The organism is Nocardioides donggukensis (genome assembly GCF_014842875.1).
Classification (GTDB): Bacteria; Actinomycetota; Actinomycetes; order Propionibacteriales; family Nocardioidaceae; genus Nocardioides; species Nocardioides donggukensis.
This window is the reverse complement of the sequence record NZ_JACYXZ010000001.1, coordinates 555,715-571,708: the sequence shown is the minus strand read 5'-3', so window position 1 is coordinate 571,708 and position 15,994 is coordinate 555,715. Positions and strand designations below refer to the sequence as shown.

Here is a 15,994-nt window from a genome sequence, read left to right as displayed (position 1 = left end):
ACTGGTGCACGTTGCACGCCGGCTGCGCGGATGTTTCCGGCCGGCAAATTCCCGGTCGTGGACGGGGATCGGTGGTGGACAATGACCGCCGTGACCCTCCCACTGCGCGACCCCACCACACGGGTCGTCGCGGCGGCGGCGGTGGCGGCGTTCCTGCTCCGCTTCCCGGGGTCGCTCTGGCCGGTCCGACCCGACGAGGCCGGCTTCACCCTGGTCGCCCGGGCCTGGTCGCCGCAGCCGGACAGTCTCTACGGGCCCTACTTCGTCGACCGGCCACCCCTGCTGATCGGCCTGGTCCGGCTCTGCGACGACCTCGGCGGCCCGCTGCTGCTGCGGTTCGTGGCCGCGCTCGGCTGCCTGGTGGCCGTGATCAGCGCCGCGGGGGTCGCCCGGCTGGTGGCCGGCCCCCGCACCGCCGGCTGGACGGCCGTCGCCACCGCCGCCGTCGTCGCGAACACCATGATCGACTCGGTCGCGGCCAAGGGCGAGGTGCTGGGCATCCCGGTCATCCTCACGAGCATCTGGTTCTCGCTACTGGCACTGGAGAGACGCTCACCCGGCTGGGCGGCGGCCGCCGGCCTGCTGGCCGCGACCGTGCTCGGCCTGAAGCAGAACCTGGTCGGCGGGCTGGTGTTCGGCGGCGTCCTGCTGGTGGCGGCGCTGCTGACCCGCGCCCTCAGCGGCCGGGAGTTCGCCAGGCTGGGAGCCGCGGCGGCCGCCGGAGCCGCCGTACCCGTGCTCGGGACGGTGCTGTGGACCGTCCTCGCCGGGGTCGACCTGGATGTCCTCTGGTACGCCGTCCTCGGCTTCCGCAGCGACGCCACCGGCGTCCTGGTCACCGGCGAGACGGGCGCCCCCGCCCACCGCGCAGCCGCGTTGGCCGGGGTCGTCCTGATCTGCGGGATCGCCCTGATCATCGGCGGCTTCCTCGCGCACCTCCCGGGCGAGTGGTCCGCGAACCCCCCGGTGGCCGCGGCCACCCTCGCCCTGATCCTGACCGACGGGATCGGGCTGGTGCTCAGCGGCAGCTTCTGGCGCCCCTACGCCTTCGCGCTGGTCCCGGCCACCGCCCTGTGCGCCGCCCTGCTGCTGCGCCGCAGGTCGAAACGGGGGCTGGCGATGCGCTCGGTGATCGTGGTCGCGGCGGTGTCCTCGCTGCTGTCCGTGGTGGGCTGGACGGCGCTGACCCTGACCGGCTCCCAGCCGCCGGGAGCGGTCTACACCGGCGAGGCGGTCGCCGACGCGGCCGAGCCGGGCGACACCCTCGTGGTCTTCGGCGGCCGGGCCGACCTGCAGTTCGCCTCCGGGCTCGACTCGCCCTACGAGTACGTCTGGAGCCTGCCGATGCGCACCCTCGACCCGGAGTACGCCGAGCTGCGGGCGTTGGTCTCAGGGGACCGGGCCCCGACCTGGTTGGTCGAGTGGGTCGACTTCACCACCTGGGACGAGCCGGCCGGCTCCGCGCTCGCCGACGTGGTGCAGCAGCACTACCGGGTCGGCGGCTTCGCGTGCGACGGCCGGCCGATCTGGGTGCAGGTCGACGCGGTGCGGCCGTTCGTCACCGTGGACTGCGACCGGCCGCCGGTCGGGCCGGGCCTCTGACCGTCGGCGCCTCGGCCCGCCCTCGTCCCGGGTCGACGACCTGCCGGGTGAAAGACGTCGAGCCGCCGCGACTCGGGAGTCGCGGCGGCTCGAGGCGTCGTACCAGGTGGATCAGTGGCCGTGCCCGTGGCCGTGACCGGCCGCCGGGGCGTCGTCCTCCTCCTCGGGCTTGTCCACCACGAGGGTCTCGGTCGTCAGCAGCATGCCGGCGATCGAGGTCGCGTTCACGAGAGCGGAGCGGGTCACCTTGACCGGGTCCAGGACGCCCTGGGCCACGAGGTCGCCGTACTCGCCGGTCGCGGCGTTGAAGCCGTTGCCGACGCCGAGCTCGCGCACCTTGGTGGTGACCACGTAGCCGTTGTCGCCGCCGTTCTCGGCGATCCAGCGCAGCGGCTCGTCCGCGGCCTTGCGGACCACGCGGACGCCGGTCGCCTCGTCGCCGGTGAGGCCGAGGTCGCCGTCGAGGGAGGCGACCGCGTGGATGAGGGCGGAGCCGCCACCGGCGACGATGCCCTCCTCGATCGCGGCCCGGGTCGCCGAGACGGCGTCCTCGATCCGGTGCTTCTTCTCCTTGAGCTCCACCTCGGTGGCGGCCCCGACCTTGATCACGCACACCCCGCCGGCCAGCTTCGCGAGCCGCTCCTGGAGCTTCTCGCGGTCCCAGTCGGAGTCGGTGTTCTCGATCTCGGCCTTGATCTGGTTCACCCGGCCGTCGACCTCGGCCTTGTCGCCGGCGCCGTCGACGATCGTGGTGTTGTCCTTGGTCACCACGACCCGACGGGCCTGACCGAGCACGTCGAGCCCGACCTGGTCCAGCTTGAGGCCGACCTCGGGGGCGATCACCTGGCCGCCGGTGAGGGTGGCGATGTCCTGCATCATGGCCTTGCGCCGGTCACCGAACGCCGGCGACTTGACGGCCACCACGTTGAAGGTGCCTCGGATCTTGTTGACCACCAGCGTGGACAGCGCCTCGCCCTCGACGTCCTCGGCGAGGATGAAGAGCGGCTTGCCCGCCGCGATGACCTTCTCCAGCAGCGGGAGCATCTCGTTGATCGCCGAGATCTTGCCCTGGTGCAGCAGGATGTACGGCTCGTCGATCACCGACTCCATGCGCTCGGGGTCGGTCACGAAGTACTGCGAGATGTAGCCCTTGTCGAACTGCATCCCCTCGGTGAACTCCAGCTCGGTGCCCATGGTGTTGGACTCCTCGACGGTGATCACGCCGTCCTTGCCGACCTTGTCGAAGGCCTCGGCGAGCAGGTCGCCGATGTGGCTGTCACGGCTGGAGATCGTGGCGACCGAGGCCATGTCCTCGCGGGTCTCGATGTCCCGGGCGGCGTCGCGCAGCGCCGTACCGACGGCGTCGGCGGCGGCGTCCATGCCGCGCTTGAGCCCCATCGGGTTGGCGCCCGCGGCGACCGCGCGCAGGCCCTCGTGGACCATGGCCTGGGCCAGGACCGTGGCGGTGGTGGTGCCGTCACCGGCGACGTCGTTCGTCTTGGTGGCGACCTCCTTGGTCAGCTGGGCACCCAGGTTCTCGAACGGGTCGTCCAGCTCGATCTCCCGGGCGACGGTCACGCCGTCGTTGGTGATCGTGGGTGCGCCCCACTTCTTGTCCAGGACCACGTAGCGGCCCTTGGGGCCGAGCGTCACCTTGACGGCGTTCGCGAGCGCGTCGACACCGCGCTCGAGCGCCCGCCGGGCATGCTCGTCGAACTCAAGAATCTTCGGCATTGGTTCTCCTCCAAAGGGAGATAGTCCACGAAGTTCGAGCCGTCAATCCGCGCACGGAGCGGCTCGAACTTCGTGGACTATCGGGGAATTCAGGAAACGACGGCGAGAACGTCGCGGGCGGAGAGGATGAGGTACTCCTCGCCGGCGTACTTGACCTCGGTGCCGCCGTACTTCGAGTAGATCACCTTGTCGCCGATGCTGACGTCGAGCGGGACCCGGTTGCCGTTGTCGTCGATGCGGCCCGGGCCGATCGCCAGGACCTCGCCCTCCTGGGGCTTCTCCTTGGCGGTGTCCGGGATGACCAGGCCGGAAGCCGTGGTCTGCTCCGCGTCGAGGGGCTTCACGACGATGCGGTCCTCGAGGGGCTTGATGTTGACCGACACGATGTCGACCTCCACTTTCTCCATGTGACTGACGGGTCCGGAGGGGTGGCCCTCCGGGGAAGTTCGAGCCTGCGGTGAGGTACGCCGTCGCGGGGGTCGCACCTCGTGCAAGCGCTGGCACCCTCAGGGTGAGAGTGCCAGAACAGACGCTAGCACTCCGGCCGGATGAGTGCCAGAGGCGGGCCTGGGGGTGCCGTGGCTCGCCTGGGGTCCGGGCCGGGCCTCGGCACCGAGCCGGTCGGGGCTCGACGGGGCTCGACGGACCGCCACGGCGTCCCCTGCGAGGATGCGGCCATGGACCTCGAGGCGTTCCGCTGGCTGCTCGGCGACGACGGGCAGCGCCTGCTGGCCCGTGCCGAGGAGGAGTACGCCGCGGCCGAGGGGGACCCGGTGCGGGCCGTGGCCGCCGTGCGCAGGCTGGAGCCGGACGGCGACCGGACCGCGGCGGCGCTGACCCAGGCCGGCCTGCGCGCGCGGGCGGTCGAGAAGTTCGGCGACGACGCCTGGGTCATGTACTTCACCCCGGACGCGCTCGAGCAGGCCACCCGCTCCCGGGTCGCCACGCACCGCGCCGCCCGGCTGGCCGCCGCCGCCCCGGCCAGCGTCGTCGACCTCGGCTGCGGCCTGGGCGGCGACCTGATCGCCTTCGCCCGGGCCGGGCTGACCGCGGCCGGCGTCGACCTGGACCCGGTCCGGGTCGCGGTCGCGGAGGCGAACCTCGCGGCGCTCGGGCTCGCGGGGGCGGTGCAGGTGGCCGACGCCACCCAGCTCGACGTCTCCGGCTTCGGGGCGGTCTTCGCCGACCCGGCTCGCCGCGGCGGCCGGGGTCGGGTCTTCGACGCCGAGGGCTGGACGCCGCCGTGGTCGTTCGTGCGCTCGCTGCTCACCCGGGCCGCGGTGGTCAAGGTCGCGCCGGGCATCCCCCACGACCTGGTGCCGGACGGGGTCGAGGCCGAGTGGGTCTCGGAGGGCGGCGAGGTGAAGGAGGCGGCCCTGTGGTCGTCGTACCTCGCCACCTGTGCCCGCCGCGCCACCGTGATCGGCCGGGGCGGGCTGGCGACGCTGACCGAGGAGGACGACCCGTACGTCGGCGAGCCGCGGCCGGTGCGCCCGCTCGGCCGGTTCCTCTTCGAGCCGGACGGGGCGGTGATCCGGGCCGGGCTGGTCACGGCCGTGGCCGCGGGGGTGCACGGCGGGCTGGTCGACGAGCACATCGCCTACGTCACCGGCGACGAGGCGTTCCGCAGCCCGTTCGCCCGCGGCTACGAGGTGCTCGAGACGCTGCCCTACCGGGAGCGGCCGCTGCGGGCAGCGCTGCACGCCCGGGGCGTGGGCCGGCTCACGATCAAGAAGCGGGGCGTGGACGTGGTGCCCGAGCAGCTGCGCAAGCGGCTCGACCTGCGCGGTGAGAACGAGGCGACGCTGGTGCTGACCCGGATCGCCGGCGACGGCGCCGCGCTCCTGGTCAGGCCGCTCTGAGCCAGGCCGCTCTGAGTCAGGCCGCTCTGAGTCAGGCCGATCCGAGGACGCCCGGACGGGCGGGACGACGGGCCCGGGTCAGCAGCCGGCCCTGACCCCCGGCACCTCGACCGGCAGCCGACCGGGCGCGCGGGCCCGTCCGAGCAGCACCTGCACCAGTGCGGACATGGCACCCGGGGTGCTGCCGAACGTGGCGATCCGCACCGGCGCCCGGCTCCGCCCCAGGACGTACGGCGTCGCGAGGGCGACCGCGACCCCGCGGCGCACCGGGTCGGCACCGCGCCCGAGCAGGGTGACGTTCGTGCCCGCGCCGAGGGGAAGACCGGCGGCCCGGGCGGCAGCCCGGAACGTCGCCACCTGGGCCGGGTCGGAGCCTCGGACCCGGACCCCGTCGCCGACCAGTCGGCCCGAGCAGGGGCCGGCCACGACCGTGACCGCCGCCGCGGAGAGCCGGCGGGAGGCGGCCGCGCCGCTGCCCGGCGCCGTGGGCCTCGGGCGGACCCGGTCGGCGTGGCCGAGCGTCGCCAGCATCCGGGTCGCCGCCTCCTCCAGGCGCTCGCGCGGGAGCCGCCCGGACCGCACGGCGCCGACGATGCCGGCTCGGGCGGCGGCCGGCGACCTCGGCATCAGCACCACGTCGGCGCCGGCCCGCAGTGCCCGGGTGCCGACGGCCCGGCTGCGGACCCGGTCCCGGACGGCTGCCATGTCGAGGGCGTCGGTGACCACCAGTCCGTCGAAGCCCAGCCGGCCCCGGAGCAGGCCGGTCAGCACCGGCCCGGACAGCGACGACGGCACCCCCGGGTCCACCGCGGCGACGTCGAGGTGGCCCACCATCACCGCCGGCAGCCCGGCGTCGACGGCCGCGGCGAAGGGTCGCAGGTCCACCTGCCGCAGGCGGGCCAGGCTGCGCCGCTGGACCGGCAGCACCCGGTGGCTGTCCGCGGGCACCGAGCCGTGGCCGGGGAAGTGCTTGACGACCGGGACCACCCCCGCCGCGGCCAGTCCGCGCGCGGCGGCCAGGGCGTGCCGCGAGACCAGGTCGGGGTCCGACCCGGGCGAGCGGGAGCCGATCGTCGGGTCGCCCGGACCGCTGGTGACGTCGGCCACCGGCGCGAAGACGACGTCGAACCCCAGCCCGGCCAGTTCGCCGCCGCTGGCGCGGGCCGCGGCGCGGGTGAGGCCGGGGTCGTCGGCGGCGCCCGCGGCCATGAAGGCGGGGAAGCGGGTCGCCCCGCCCCGCACCCGCTCGACAAGTCCGCCCTCCTGGTCGACGCCGATCAGCAGGGGCCGCCCGACCGCACGGCGCAGCGTCCGGTTGGCGGCGGCCGCCGCGGACGGAGCCGAGACATTGTCGCTGAAGGCGATCACCCCGCCCAGGTGCAGCCGCCTGACGAGGTCGACAGGCGCCCCACGGCCGGCGTACCGGGCGACGATCACCTGACCCGCCAGCTGGGGCAGGGTCATGGCCTGCACCCGGGCCCTGGCCCGGTCCGCGTCCTCGGGGGTCGGCGACAGGGCCGGCGTGGGCGGCGCGACGGGGCGGCGTACGAGCACCGGGCGCGGCGCCCGACGCTGCGGGGTGGCGGCCGCCGGCGGCTCCGCGGAGGTTGCGGACCGCTCGTCCGACGGCGCCGCGGTCGGATCCGTCCCGGCCGGTGCCGAGCACGCTGCCAGGAGCAGCGCGAGCGCAGCAGCGGCTGCGACCAGCGGGCGGGAGGGCATCCCTCCATGAAAGCAGGCGGGCGGAAGCCTCCTGCCGCTAGCCGTCGGAGTCGAGCCCCGCCTGCTCCTCGCCGATCGTGGTGCTCGGCCCGTGGCCGGTGTGGACCACCGTCTCCGGCGGCAGCCGGAACAGCGCGGACCGGATGGAGGCGCGGATGACGTCGGCGTCGCTGAACGACCGGCCGGTCGCACCCGGGCCGCCCGAGAACAGCGTGTCGCCGGTGAAGACGCAGTCGAGGTCGTGCACGTAGACGCACACCGCACCCGGCGCGTGACCCGGGGTGTGCAGGACCTTCAGGGACGCCCCGGCCACCTTGATGCTCTGGCCGTCCTCCAGGTCGACGTCCCACAGCTCGTCGGTGTGGGTCAGCTCCCAGAGGGGCCTGTCGTCGGGGTGCAGCAGGATCGGGGCGCGTACGGCGTCCCGCAGGGCCGGAGCGACCCGGCAGTGGTCGTCGTGGGCGTGGGTGAGCAGGATCGCCTTGACCGTCCGGCCACCCACCGCCTCCAGGATCGCGTCGACGTCGTGCGGGGCGTCGATGACCACGCACTCGTCGTCGTCGCCCACGACCCAGAGGTTGTTGTCGACCTCGTGGGTCTCGCCGTCGAGGGAGAAGGTGCCGGAGACCACGGCGTGGTCGATGCGCAGCGCCATCAGAGCACCACCACCGAGCGCAGGACGTCGCCGTGGTGCATCCGCTCGAAGGCCGCCTCCACGGCGTCCAGGTCGATCTCCTCGGTGACGAACGCGTCGAGGTCGAGGCGGCCCTGCTGGTAGAGGTCCACCAGCATCGGGAAGTCGCGGCTGGGCAGGCAGTCGCCGTACCAGCTGGACTTGAGCGACCCGCCACGGCCGAAGACGTCGATGAGCGGCAGGTCGGGCACCTTCATGTCCGGGGTCGGGACGCCGACCAGGACCACGGTGCCGGCCAGGTCGCGGGCGTAGAACGCCTGCTTCCACGTCTCGGGGCGGCCGACCGCGTCGATGACGACGTCCGCGCCGTGGCCGCCGGTGAGCTCCTGGATCGCGGCCACCGGGTCGGTGGAGCTGCTGTTGACGGTGTGGGTGGCGCCGAGGTTCGAGGCCCACTCGAGCTTCCGGTCGTCGAGGTCGACGGCGATGATCCTGCTGGCACCGGCCAGCGCGGCGCCCGCGACCGCAGCCGCCCCGACCCCGCCGCAGCCGATGACCGCGACCGACTGGCCGCGGGTGACGCCGCCGGTGTTGATCGCCGCGCCGAGCCCCGCCATCACGCCGCAGCCGAGCAGCCCGACCGCGGCCGGCCGCGCCGAGGGGTCGACCTTCGTGCACTGGCCGGAGTGGACGAGGGTCTTCTCCGCGAAGGCGCCGATGCCCAGGGCGGGGCTCAGCTCGGTGCCGTCCTCCAGGGTCATCCTCTGCTCGGCGTTGAAGGTCGCGAAGCAGTACCACGGCTCCCCGCGCTCGCACGCCCGGCAGGTGCCGCAGACGGCCCGCCAGTTCAGCACCACGAAGTCGCCCGGCTCGACCGTGGCGCCCTGCCCCACGGCCTCGACGACCCCGGCCGCCTCGTGGCCGAGCAGGAACGGGAACTCGTCGTTGATCCCGCCCTCGCGGTAGTGCAGGTCGGTGTGGCAGACCCCGCACGCCTGGATCCGCACGACGGCCTCGCCGGGACCCGGGTCGGGGACGTTGATCGTCTCCACCGAGACCGGCTCCCCCTTGGCCCTGGCCACCACGGCGCGTACCTGCTGCATGCGGTCCTCCTTGCTCGGCGTACGACGTTCCTCATCCAAGCAGACGGCCCCGAACCCCCAGGCCGGCCGGGGACCGGGCATGCAACCTCGTCGGCGCGGATCGCGTCTTGGGTACGGAAGGATGGTGGGCCGATGCACACGGCAACTCACTCTGGGGCGCTCATGGCGGAGACGACGTCGACGAAGGACGCCGAGTTCGGCGCCTGGATGACCGCGCGGCAGCCGGCCCTCCTGCGCACGGCGTACCTGCTCACCGGCGACCACCACAGCGCCGAGGACCTGGTCCAGACGACGCTCGCCAAGGTGTACCTCTCCTGGGACAAGGTCCAGAAGCGCGAGGTCATCGACGGCTACGCCCGGCGGGTGCTGGTCAACGAGAACAACTCGGTGTGGCGACGGGCCTGGAAGCGGCGCGAGCTGGTCAGCGACCAGCTGCCCGAGCGGACCGGCAGGCACGACTCCTACGACGAGGGAGGCAGCGCCGACCTCTGGGCACACGTGGCCACCCTGCCGCGCAAGCAGCGGGCCGTGATCGTGCTCCGGTACTACGAGGAGCTCAGCGAGGCCGAGACCGCGGAGGTCCTCGGCATCTCCGTCGGCACCGTGAAGTCCCAGGCCAGCCGGGCGCTGGCCACCCTGAGAGCCACCGCCCACGACCGTCTCGGCCTCGGGGAGGAGGAGCGATGAACCACGATCACGACGACCTGGCTGCACAGCTCGGACGACAGATGCGCCACGAGGTGGAGGGGCTCGACCGGGCCCCGCTGAGCCTCGCCGACGTCAAGGGCCGGGCGACCCGGATCCGCCGCCGTCGTGCCGCCCTCACCGGGGCCGGCACCGCGGCCGTGCTCGCGATCGTGGTGCCGATGGCGATGCTCGCCGGGCAGTTCACGAACGCCGGCGACGACGTCGGGCCGGCCACGGACCCCCCGTCGGTCAGCCCCGGCCCCACGGAGCCGCCCGACCAGGGGCCGGTGGTGGGGGTCGGCGAGTCGCTCGACACCGCGGACCTGCCCATCGGCGACGTGCCGGCCGTGACCTGGCTGGAGAACGGCAGCGTGCTGCACACCGCCGACGGCGAGAACATCCGGCTGGAGGGGACCTACGAGGACGTCGTCCGCTACGACGACGGATGGCTCGGCATCGGTGGGGGGCTGGCGGTCCTTCTCGACGCCGACGGTGCCGAGACCGGCGAGTCCTGGGTGACGGCGCGGAACCTCGCGACCGGGCAGGGCGGCGACGTGGTCCTCTTCGTCGCCGACGGGGAGCTGCGGCTGCACGACAACGTCGACGGGGAGACCACCGTGCTGCGCGACGGGATGCCGGACACCGCCGAGATGATCGGCGTCGACGACGAGGACACCGCGGCGTACAACCTGGTCGGCCCGCAGGGTGAGCCGTTCGCGGCGCTCAACCGCGACGGCGAGGAGACGATCCCGGACCCGGGCACCGATGCCTACGTGCTCAATGACGTGACCGAGGCCGGCTGGGTCAGCGCGATCACCCAGCTCATGGACGACGGCACCTGCTCGCGGACGGTGGCACCGAACGGTGACGTCGCCGGCGAGACCTGCGAGCTGATGTTCGACCGGTTCTCCCCGGACCAGCGGCACGTGATCGCGGGTCCGGCGTACGCCGACGGGTACGGCGCCGGGCAGCTCGCGGTCCTGCCGGTCGACTTCACCGACGGCGACGACCCGGTGCTGGAGCTCCTGCAGAGCGGGGCCCGGGACGCGACCCTCATGTCGTGGGGCTGGGAGGACGACGACCACATCCTGGTCGTCACCGCCACCCCGGTCGATGGCAGCACCGACATGACCTGGCAGCTGGTCCGGATCGGGCTGGACGGCACGGTGGAGAACGCTGCCACCCCCGTCCGCGGCGACGAGTTCGCGTTCCCCTTCGCCCTCACCTCCTGACCCTCCGCACCCCTACCGGACAGGTGGTGTGGGGTCGGTCAGGCGACGACGGTGGTGATCGGCTGGGAGGAGTCGGCGGGGAGGTCCAGGGAGGAGGCGTCCCGGCCGCGGGCGACCAGCTCGGCCCCGAGGGCGGCCACCATGGCGCCGTTGTCGGTGCACAGCCCCGGACGCGGCACCCGGACCCGGATCCCGGCGGCCGCGGCGCGCTCCGTGGCCATCGCCCGCAGCCGGGTGTTCGCGGCGACGCCGCCGCCGATCAGGATGTCGTCGATGCCCTGGTCGGACGCGGCATCCACCGCCTTGCGCACCAGCACGTCGCAGACCGCCTCCTGGAAGCTGGCTGCCACGTCGGCCACCGGCACCGGCTCACCGGCCCGCTCCCGGGCCTCGACCCAGCGGGCGACCGAGGTCTTGAGCCCGGAGAAGGAGAAGTCGAACCGGTGCCGCTCGAGGTCGCGCCGCGAGGTCAGGCCGCGCGGGAAGTCGACGTACACGCTCGAGCCGGACTGCGCCGCCCGGTCGATGTGCGGGCCGCCCGGGAACGGCAGCCCCAGCAGCCGGGCCACCTTGTCGAACGCCTCCCCCGCCGCGTCGTCGATGGTCGCGCCCAGCGGCTCCACGCCGAGGGTGACGTCCTCGACCCGCAGCAGCGAGGAGTGCCCGCCGCTGACCAGCATCGCCAGGCAGGGCTCGGGCAGCGGTCCGTGCTCGAGCTGGTCGACCGCCACGTGCGCGGCGAGGTGGTTCACCCCGTACAGCGGCTTGCCCAGGCCGAGGGCCAGCGCCTTGGCGGAGGCCACCCCGACCAGCAGGGCGCCGGCCAGCCCGGGGCCGCTGGTGACCGCGATCGCGTCCACGTCCTGGAGCCGGATGCCGGCGGTCCCGCAGGCGCGCTCGATCGTGGGCACCATCGCCTCGAGGTGCGCCCGTGAGGCGACCTCCGGCACCACCCCGCCGAAGCGGGCGTGCTCCTCGACGCTGCTGGCGACCGCGTCGGCGAGCAGCGTGTTCCCGCGGACGATGCCGACGCCGGTCTCGTCGCAGGAGGTCTCGATGCCCAGCACGAGTGGTTCGGTCATGGCCTCTCCCCGGGGCAGTCCGCCAGCAGCGGGCGGTGGTGGATGATCGCGTCCGAGCCGTCACGGTAGTACCGCCCCCGCACGTCGACCCGGGCGAACCCGGCGGCGGCGTAGAACGCCAGCGCCGCGTCGTTCCCCGAGGAGACCTCGAGCAGCACCCGCTCAGCACCGCCGGCCCGGCACCGCGCGAGCAGGTCCTCGACGAGCGCGGCCGCGATGCCCCGCCGCTGCCGGTGCGGGTGCACGCCCAGACGCAGCAGGTCGGCCACGTCGCCGGCCAGCATCCCGATCGCGTAGCCCGCGACGGCGCCCTCCTCCTCGGCGACGAGCACGGTCCGGCCGGGCCCGGTGAGCTCCTCGGCCAGCGACGTCGCCGGCCAGGCGTCGGCCCCGAAGAGCGACGCCTCGAGTACGGCGACCTCGGCGAGGTCGGCGTCGACGGCGGGCCGGATCACGAGACCGACTTCGGCTTCCCGGGGGCGACCGCGTCCGGGCGGCGCAGGTACATCGGCTCGGGCTCCAGCAGGGTGGCCCGCTCCTCGGCGACCAGCCGGGCCAGCCAGCCGGCGGAGGGCCGCTCCGGCGCCAGCCCCAGCGGGAACGTCGCCGGGTAGAGCGAGGCCCCCTCCCCGACGACCGGGCCGGCCCAGTCGACGTCCAGCGGCCGGTCGACCGCGGGATCGGTGAGCCGCTCCGCCCGGGGTCCGTACCTCGCCCAGTAGACCTCGCGGCGCCGCGCGTCGGTCGCCACGACGAAGTCCTCCGCCACGTCCCCGGTGAGCACCGCCTCGGCGGCGAGCACGTCGAGCGAGCACACGCCGTAGACCGGGATGCCGAGCACGTGCCCGAGGGTCCGGGCGGTGACCAACCCGACCCGCAGTCCGGTGAACGGTCCCGGGCCGACGCCGGCCGCGATCGCGGTGAGCTCGCCGCGGTCCGTCCCGGTGCGCTCGAGCAGCGCGGCGACCATCGGCGCGAGCTGCTCGCCGTGCTTCATCGTCTGCTCCGAGGCGGCCTCGTCGAGGACGTCGGCGTCACGGGCCAGCGCGACGCTGACCTGGGGCGAGGAGGTGTCGAGGGCGAGCAGCACGGTCCGAGGCTAGCCGGTGAGGCTCTCGAGTCCGGAGTCGAGCCAGCGCAGCCCGACCGGCTGGAGCACCAGGTCGCGGGGGTCGTGGTCGTCGAGGGACTGCTCGCCACCGGGTGCTCGGACGATCCGGATCTCCAGGCGCTCGTCGGCCAGGCTTTCGGCGACGTCCTCGCCCCACTCCACGACCGTGACCGCCTCGGTGAGCGAGGTGTCGAGGTCGAGGTCGTCCAGCTCGTCGATGCCGCCCAGCCGGTAGGCGTCGACGTGCACCAGCGGCGGGCCGGAGTCCAGGCCGGGATGGACCCGCGAGATGACGAAGGTCGGCGAGGTGATCTGCCCGCGCACCCCCAGCCCGGCGCCGATCCCCTGGGTGAGGGTGGTCTTGCCGGCACCCAGGTCGCCGCTCAGCAGCAGCAGGTCCCCGGCCCGGAGCAGCCCGGCGAGCCGCTCCCCGAAGTCGCGGACGTCGTCGGCGGTCGCGAGGGTGTAGCGCCGCGGGAAGACCTTGGCCAGCCGGAGCGTCACCCCGACCCGGCCCGAGCGGGTGTAGCCGTGGTACTCCCAGAACGCGATCGACTCCGGCAGCTCGACCCGCGACTTGACCCGCAGTCCGTGGTAGCCGTTGGCCAGGGCGTGCTCCTCCGCGACCCGCACCAGACCGCTGGCCACACCGTGCCCCTGCGCGGTCGGGGCGACGCCGAACCGGCGCAGCATCAGGCCCGGCCCGGAGTGGTCGAAGAGCATCGACCCGACCGGCTCCCCGCGCAGCGTCGCCAGCACGCCGCCGTACGCCGCCAGCTCCTCGGCCACCGTCTCGACCGTCTCCGACAGCGCGTCGGCGGGCGGGTCGATCGGCGGACGGGCGCGGAACGCCTCCTGGATCACCTGGTGGACGGCCGCGGCCGCCTCGACCCCGACGACCGAGACCTCGAGGTCGCTCACTCGGGCTCCGAGGGGACGTACGCCGCGGCCGCGGCGAGCAACTGGTCCAGGGCGGCGTTGACCTGTTCGTGCCGCTCGAGGATCACCATGTGCCCGGCGCCGGGGCACTCGACCAGGGTGGAGCCGGCGACCAGGCGGTGCAGCTTCCGGCTGTGCTCGACCGGTGTCATCCGGTCGGAGGTGCCGCACACGATCACGGTGGGCACCCGCTCGAGGGCGTTGAGGGTGGCGAACTTGTCGAGCGCGGCGAAGTTGGGGAAGAACTCCGCGAGCACCTCGTACGGCGTCCCCGACAGCATGCGGTCGACGAACTCGACGTAGCTGGGGGGTACGTCGTCGCCGAAGGCGAACATGTCCGTGGCGACCATGGCGATGTCCTTGCCGAGGCGGCGCAGGCCGTCGACGGCGCGTCCGCCGTGCGCGAGCGCGGCGACCAGCCGGTGCGCCAGGTCGCCGCCCAGGCCGCTCAGGCCCTCCGGCAGCATCGGGAGCACCATCCGGTGCGGGGCCAGCCCACCCGCGGTGGTCGAGATCAGGGCGACGCCGGTGATCCGGTGACCGAACAGCTCGGGGTGCTGCTCGGCCAGCGAGATCACCGACATGCCACCCATCGAGTGGCCGACCAGCACCACCCGACCCTCGGGCACCACCTCGTCGAGCACCCGTCGCAGGTCCTGGCCGAGGTGGTCGATGGTGGCGTGACCGTCCGGGGCCCGGCCCGAGCGGCCGTGCGAGCGCTGGTCGTAGTAGACCGCGCGCACCAGACCCCGGTAGCCGGCCCGCTGGAAGTGCCAGCAGTCGAGGCTGAGGGCGTAGCCGTGCACGAAGACCACCGTGAACGGCTCCACCGTCCGGCGGCGACGACCCCGCGCGGCCTCGGCCGGCAGCTCGTCGACCTCCACGTGCAACGGCACCCCGTCGTCGGCGACCACGGTAACCGGGGCCGAGCGCAGCGAGCCGAAGCGGGCCTCTCCGCGGTCGCGCCGCGCGATGACGTGCCGCTGCCGGGCGATGCCGATCGCGGTCCCGGTGAGGGCCACGCCGACCGCGCCGGCCGCCAGCCCCCAGATCCGACGTCGCCCGGTCATGGCTGCGTCCCCTCGCTGTCGACGATCGTGCGGGTGAAGCGGCCACCGATCCGGGTGACGATCTCGTAGTTGATGGTCTCGCAGGCCTGCGCCCACTCGGTCGCGGTGGGTCCCCCGCCGGCGCCGGTGCCGAACAGCACGACCTCGTCGCCGGGTCGCGCCTCCGCGTCGCCGAGCTCGACCACCACCTGGTCCATGCAGACCCGCCCGCGGAGCGGTCGGCGCGCGCCGGCCGCCCACGCCGAGACCCGGTCGGAGGCGATCCGCGGCACCCCGTCGCCGTACCCGGCCGGCACCAGGCCCACCGTGGTGTCGTACGGCGCGGTCCACCGGTGCCCGTAGGAGACGGAGTCCCCGGCGCGCAGGCGCTTCACCATCGACAGGCGGGCGCGGACGGTCATCGCCGGCACCAGCCCGAGGTCGGGGGCGGTCTCGCCGGGGGCCGGGTCCAGCCCGTAGCTGGCGATCCCGCACCGGACCAGGTCGTAGTGCGACCCCGGTCGCAGGACGGTGGCGGCGCTGTTGGCGAGGTGCCGCACCTCGGGGGTCAGGCCGGCGGCGGCCGTGATCTCCAGGGCCTCCTCGAACACCCGCTGCTGGTCGTCGTTGGCCGGGTGTCGCGGCTCGTCGCTGCACGCGAAGTGGGACCAGACGCCGGTGACCCGGACCAGCCCGACCGACTCTGCCTTCGCGGCCGCGGCGACCAGGTCCGGCCAGTCCTCGAGTCGGGCGCCGCCGCGGGCGAGACCCGTGTCGACCTTGAGCTGCAGGCGGGCGGTCACGCCCGTGGCCCGCGCCGCGTCCTCGATCTCAGCCAGCTCCGCCTGGGAGTACGCCGTCACGTCGATGTCGCCCGCCAGCGCGGCGGAGTAGTCCTCACCCGGGACCCCGAGCCAGCACAGGAGTCGCCCGGTGTCTCCGGCCTCACGCAGCGCCAGGGCCTCCTCGACGGTGGCGACCCCGAGCCAGGTGGCGCCGGCGGTGCGGGCTGCCGCGGCGACCGCCGACATGCCGTGGCCGTACCCGTCGGCCTTGACCACGGTCATCATCGCCACGTCGGGACCGGTCAGGCCGCGCAGGAGGCGGACGTTGTGCCGGACCGCCGCCAGGTCGACGACGATCTCGGCACGTGCCGGATCCGGAGCCATGGGGAGGATTGTCTCAGGTCCGGGCCGGAGGGTGGGGCGGGTGGGTCGCTGGTCGGACGGGACCGGGT

General features: G+C 74.1%; 15 protein-coding genes. 4 read left to right on the top strand and 11 right to left on the bottom strand.

The annotated features are described in order from the left end of the window. Window positions 1-90: 90 nt before the first annotated feature. Window positions 91-1,602, top strand: a complete 1,512-nt coding sequence (locus tag IE331_RS02860) for a glycosyltransferase family 39 protein (RefSeq protein WP_192140294.1) — start codon at window positions 91-93, stop codon at window positions 1,600-1,602. Between the two features lie 111 nt (window positions 1,603-1,713). Here the strand turns inward: IE331_RS02860 and groL are convergent, their stop codons facing one another. After that, a complete protein-coding gene (gene groL / locus IE331_RS02855) occupies window positions 1,714-3,336 on the bottom strand; it encodes a chaperonin GroEL (protein ID WP_192140292.1) in 1,623 nt (540 codons plus the stop codon). Window positions 3,337-3,425: 89 nt separating this feature from the next. Next, window positions 3,426-3,719 carry a co-chaperone GroES gene (gene groES / locus IE331_RS02850; protein ID WP_192141656.1) on the bottom strand — a complete coding sequence of 98 codons (294 nt, stop codon included), beginning with the start codon at window positions 3,717-3,719 and terminating at the stop codon, window positions 3,426-3,428. Window positions 3,720-4,013: 294 nt separating this feature from the next. On the opposite strand from groES, the gene IE331_RS02845 reads away from it, so the two are divergent. Next, entirely contained in the window at window positions 4,014-5,198 is a 1,185-nt protein-coding gene (locus IE331_RS02845; RefSeq protein WP_192140290.1) for a class I SAM-dependent methyltransferase, read from the top strand. Between the two features lie 78 nt (window positions 5,199-5,276). Here IE331_RS02845 and IE331_RS02840 read toward each other — a convergent pair whose 3' ends face one another. From IE331_RS02840 to IE331_RS02830, 3 genes are read right to left on the bottom strand one after another with little or no spacing between them, the layout of a single operon-like run. Further along, window positions 5,277-6,920: a glycoside hydrolase family 3 protein gene (locus IE331_RS02840; RefSeq protein ID WP_201930949.1), complete on the bottom strand. Its 1,644-nt coding sequence runs from the start codon at window positions 6,918-6,920 to the stop codon at window positions 5,277-5,279. 37 nt (window positions 6,921-6,957) lie between these two features. Next, a complete protein-coding gene (locus IE331_RS02835; RefSeq protein WP_192140288.1) occupies window positions 6,958-7,575 on the bottom strand; it encodes an MBL fold metallo-hydrolase in 618 nt (205 codons plus the stop codon). Next, complete coding sequence (locus IE331_RS02830; protein WP_192140286.1) at window positions 7,575-8,657, bottom strand: S-(hydroxymethyl)mycothiol dehydrogenase; 1,083 nt, start codon at window positions 8,655-8,657, stop codon at window positions 7,575-7,577. The genes IE331_RS02835 and IE331_RS02830 overlap by 1 nt, the downstream gene beginning before the upstream one ends. Before the next feature lie 162 nt (window positions 8,658-8,819). On the opposite strand from IE331_RS02830, the gene IE331_RS02825 reads away from it, so the two are divergent. Both IE331_RS02825 and IE331_RS02820 read left to right on the top strand, forming a co-directional pair. Then, window positions 8,820-9,344 (top strand): SigE family RNA polymerase sigma factor, encoded by a 525-nt coding sequence (locus tag IE331_RS02825; protein ID WP_192140284.1) that lies wholly within the window; start codon window positions 8,820-8,822, stop codon window positions 9,342-9,344. Further along, entirely contained in the window at window positions 9,341-10,576 is a 1,236-nt protein-coding gene (locus IE331_RS02820) for a hypothetical protein (RefSeq protein ID WP_192140282.1), read from the top strand. The genes IE331_RS02825 and IE331_RS02820 overlap by 4 nt, the downstream gene beginning before the upstream one ends. Window positions 10,577-10,614: 38 nt before the next feature. Here the strand turns inward: IE331_RS02820 and tsaD are convergent, their stop codons facing one another. The 6 genes from tsaD to alr are packed head-to-tail and all read right to left on the bottom strand — an operon-like array spanning window position 10,615 to window position 15,926. Then, entirely contained in the window at window positions 10,615-11,658 is a 1,044-nt protein-coding gene (tsaD, locus tag IE331_RS02815; protein ID WP_192140280.1) for a tRNA (adenosine(37)-N6)-threonylcarbamoyltransferase complex transferase subunit TsaD, read from the bottom strand. Next, window positions 11,655-12,113, bottom strand: coding sequence for a ribosomal protein S18-alanine N-acetyltransferase (gene rimI / locus IE331_RS02810; protein ID WP_192140278.1), 459 nt, complete (start codon window positions 12,111-12,113; stop codon window positions 11,655-11,657). The genes tsaD and rimI overlap by 4 nt, the downstream gene beginning before the upstream one ends. Then, on the bottom strand, window positions 12,110-12,748 hold the full coding sequence (gene tsaB, locus IE331_RS02805) for a tRNA (adenosine(37)-N6)-threonylcarbamoyltransferase complex dimerization subunit type 1 TsaB (protein ID WP_192140276.1): 639 nt from the start codon (window positions 12,746-12,748) through the stop codon (window positions 12,110-12,112). Before tsaB ends, rimI begins: the two co-directional genes overlap by 4 nt. 9 nt (window positions 12,749-12,757) lie before the next feature. Next, the gene (gene tsaE, locus IE331_RS02800) at window positions 12,758-13,690 is read right to left on the bottom strand and encodes a tRNA (adenosine(37)-N6)-threonylcarbamoyltransferase complex ATPase subunit type 1 TsaE (protein WP_192140274.1); all 933 of its coding nucleotides are present in this window, start codon (window positions 13,688-13,690) and stop codon (window positions 12,758-12,760) included. Beyond that, the gene (locus IE331_RS02795) at window positions 13,687-14,778 is read right to left on the bottom strand and encodes an alpha/beta fold hydrolase (protein ID WP_192140266.1); all 1,092 of its coding nucleotides are present in this window, start codon (window positions 14,776-14,778) and stop codon (window positions 13,687-13,689) included. Before IE331_RS02795 ends, tsaE begins: the two co-directional genes overlap by 4 nt. After that, window positions 14,775-15,926 (bottom strand): alanine racemase, encoded by a 1,152-nt coding sequence (alr, locus tag IE331_RS02790; protein WP_192140264.1) that lies wholly within the window; start codon window positions 15,924-15,926, stop codon window positions 14,775-14,777. The genes IE331_RS02795 and alr overlap by 4 nt, the downstream gene beginning before the upstream one ends. Window positions 15,927-15,994 lie beyond the last annotated feature (68 nt).

Coding starts and splice junctions, on each gene's coding strand:
- groL (WP_192140292.1), bottom strand. CDS start 3,336: ATGCCGAAGATTCTTGAGTTCGACGAGCATGCCCGGCGGGCGCTCGAG.
- IE331_RS02845 (WP_192140290.1), top strand. CDS start 4,014: ATGGACCTCGAGGCGTTCCGCTGGCTGCTCGGCGACGACGGGCAGCGC.
- IE331_RS02840 (WP_201930949.1), bottom strand. CDS start 6,920: ATGCCCTCCCGCCCGCTGGTCGCAGCCGCTGCTGCGCTCGCGCTGCTC.
- IE331_RS02835 (WP_192140288.1), bottom strand. CDS start 7,575: ATGGCGCTGCGCATCGACCACGCCGTGGTCTCCGGCACCTTCTCCCTC.
- IE331_RS02830 (WP_192140286.1), bottom strand. CDS start 8,657: ATGCAGCAGGTACGCGCCGTGGTGGCCAGGGCCAAGGGGGAGCCGGTC.
- IE331_RS02825 (WP_192140284.1), top strand. CDS start 8,820: ATGGCGGAGACGACGTCGACGAAGGACGCCGAGTTCGGCGCCTGGATG.
- IE331_RS02820 (WP_192140282.1), top strand. CDS start 9,341: ATGAACCACGATCACGACGACCTGGCTGCACAGCTCGGACGACAGATG.
- tsaD (WP_192140280.1), bottom strand. CDS start 11,658: ATGACCGAACCACTCGTGCTGGGCATCGAGACCTCCTGCGACGAGACC.
- IE331_RS02795 (WP_192140266.1), bottom strand. CDS start 14,778: ATGACCGGGCGACGTCGGATCTGGGGGCTGGCGGCCGGCGCGGTCGGC.
- alr (WP_192140264.1), bottom strand. CDS start 15,926: ATGGCTCCGGATCCGGCACGTGCCGAGATCGTCGTCGACCTGGCGGCG.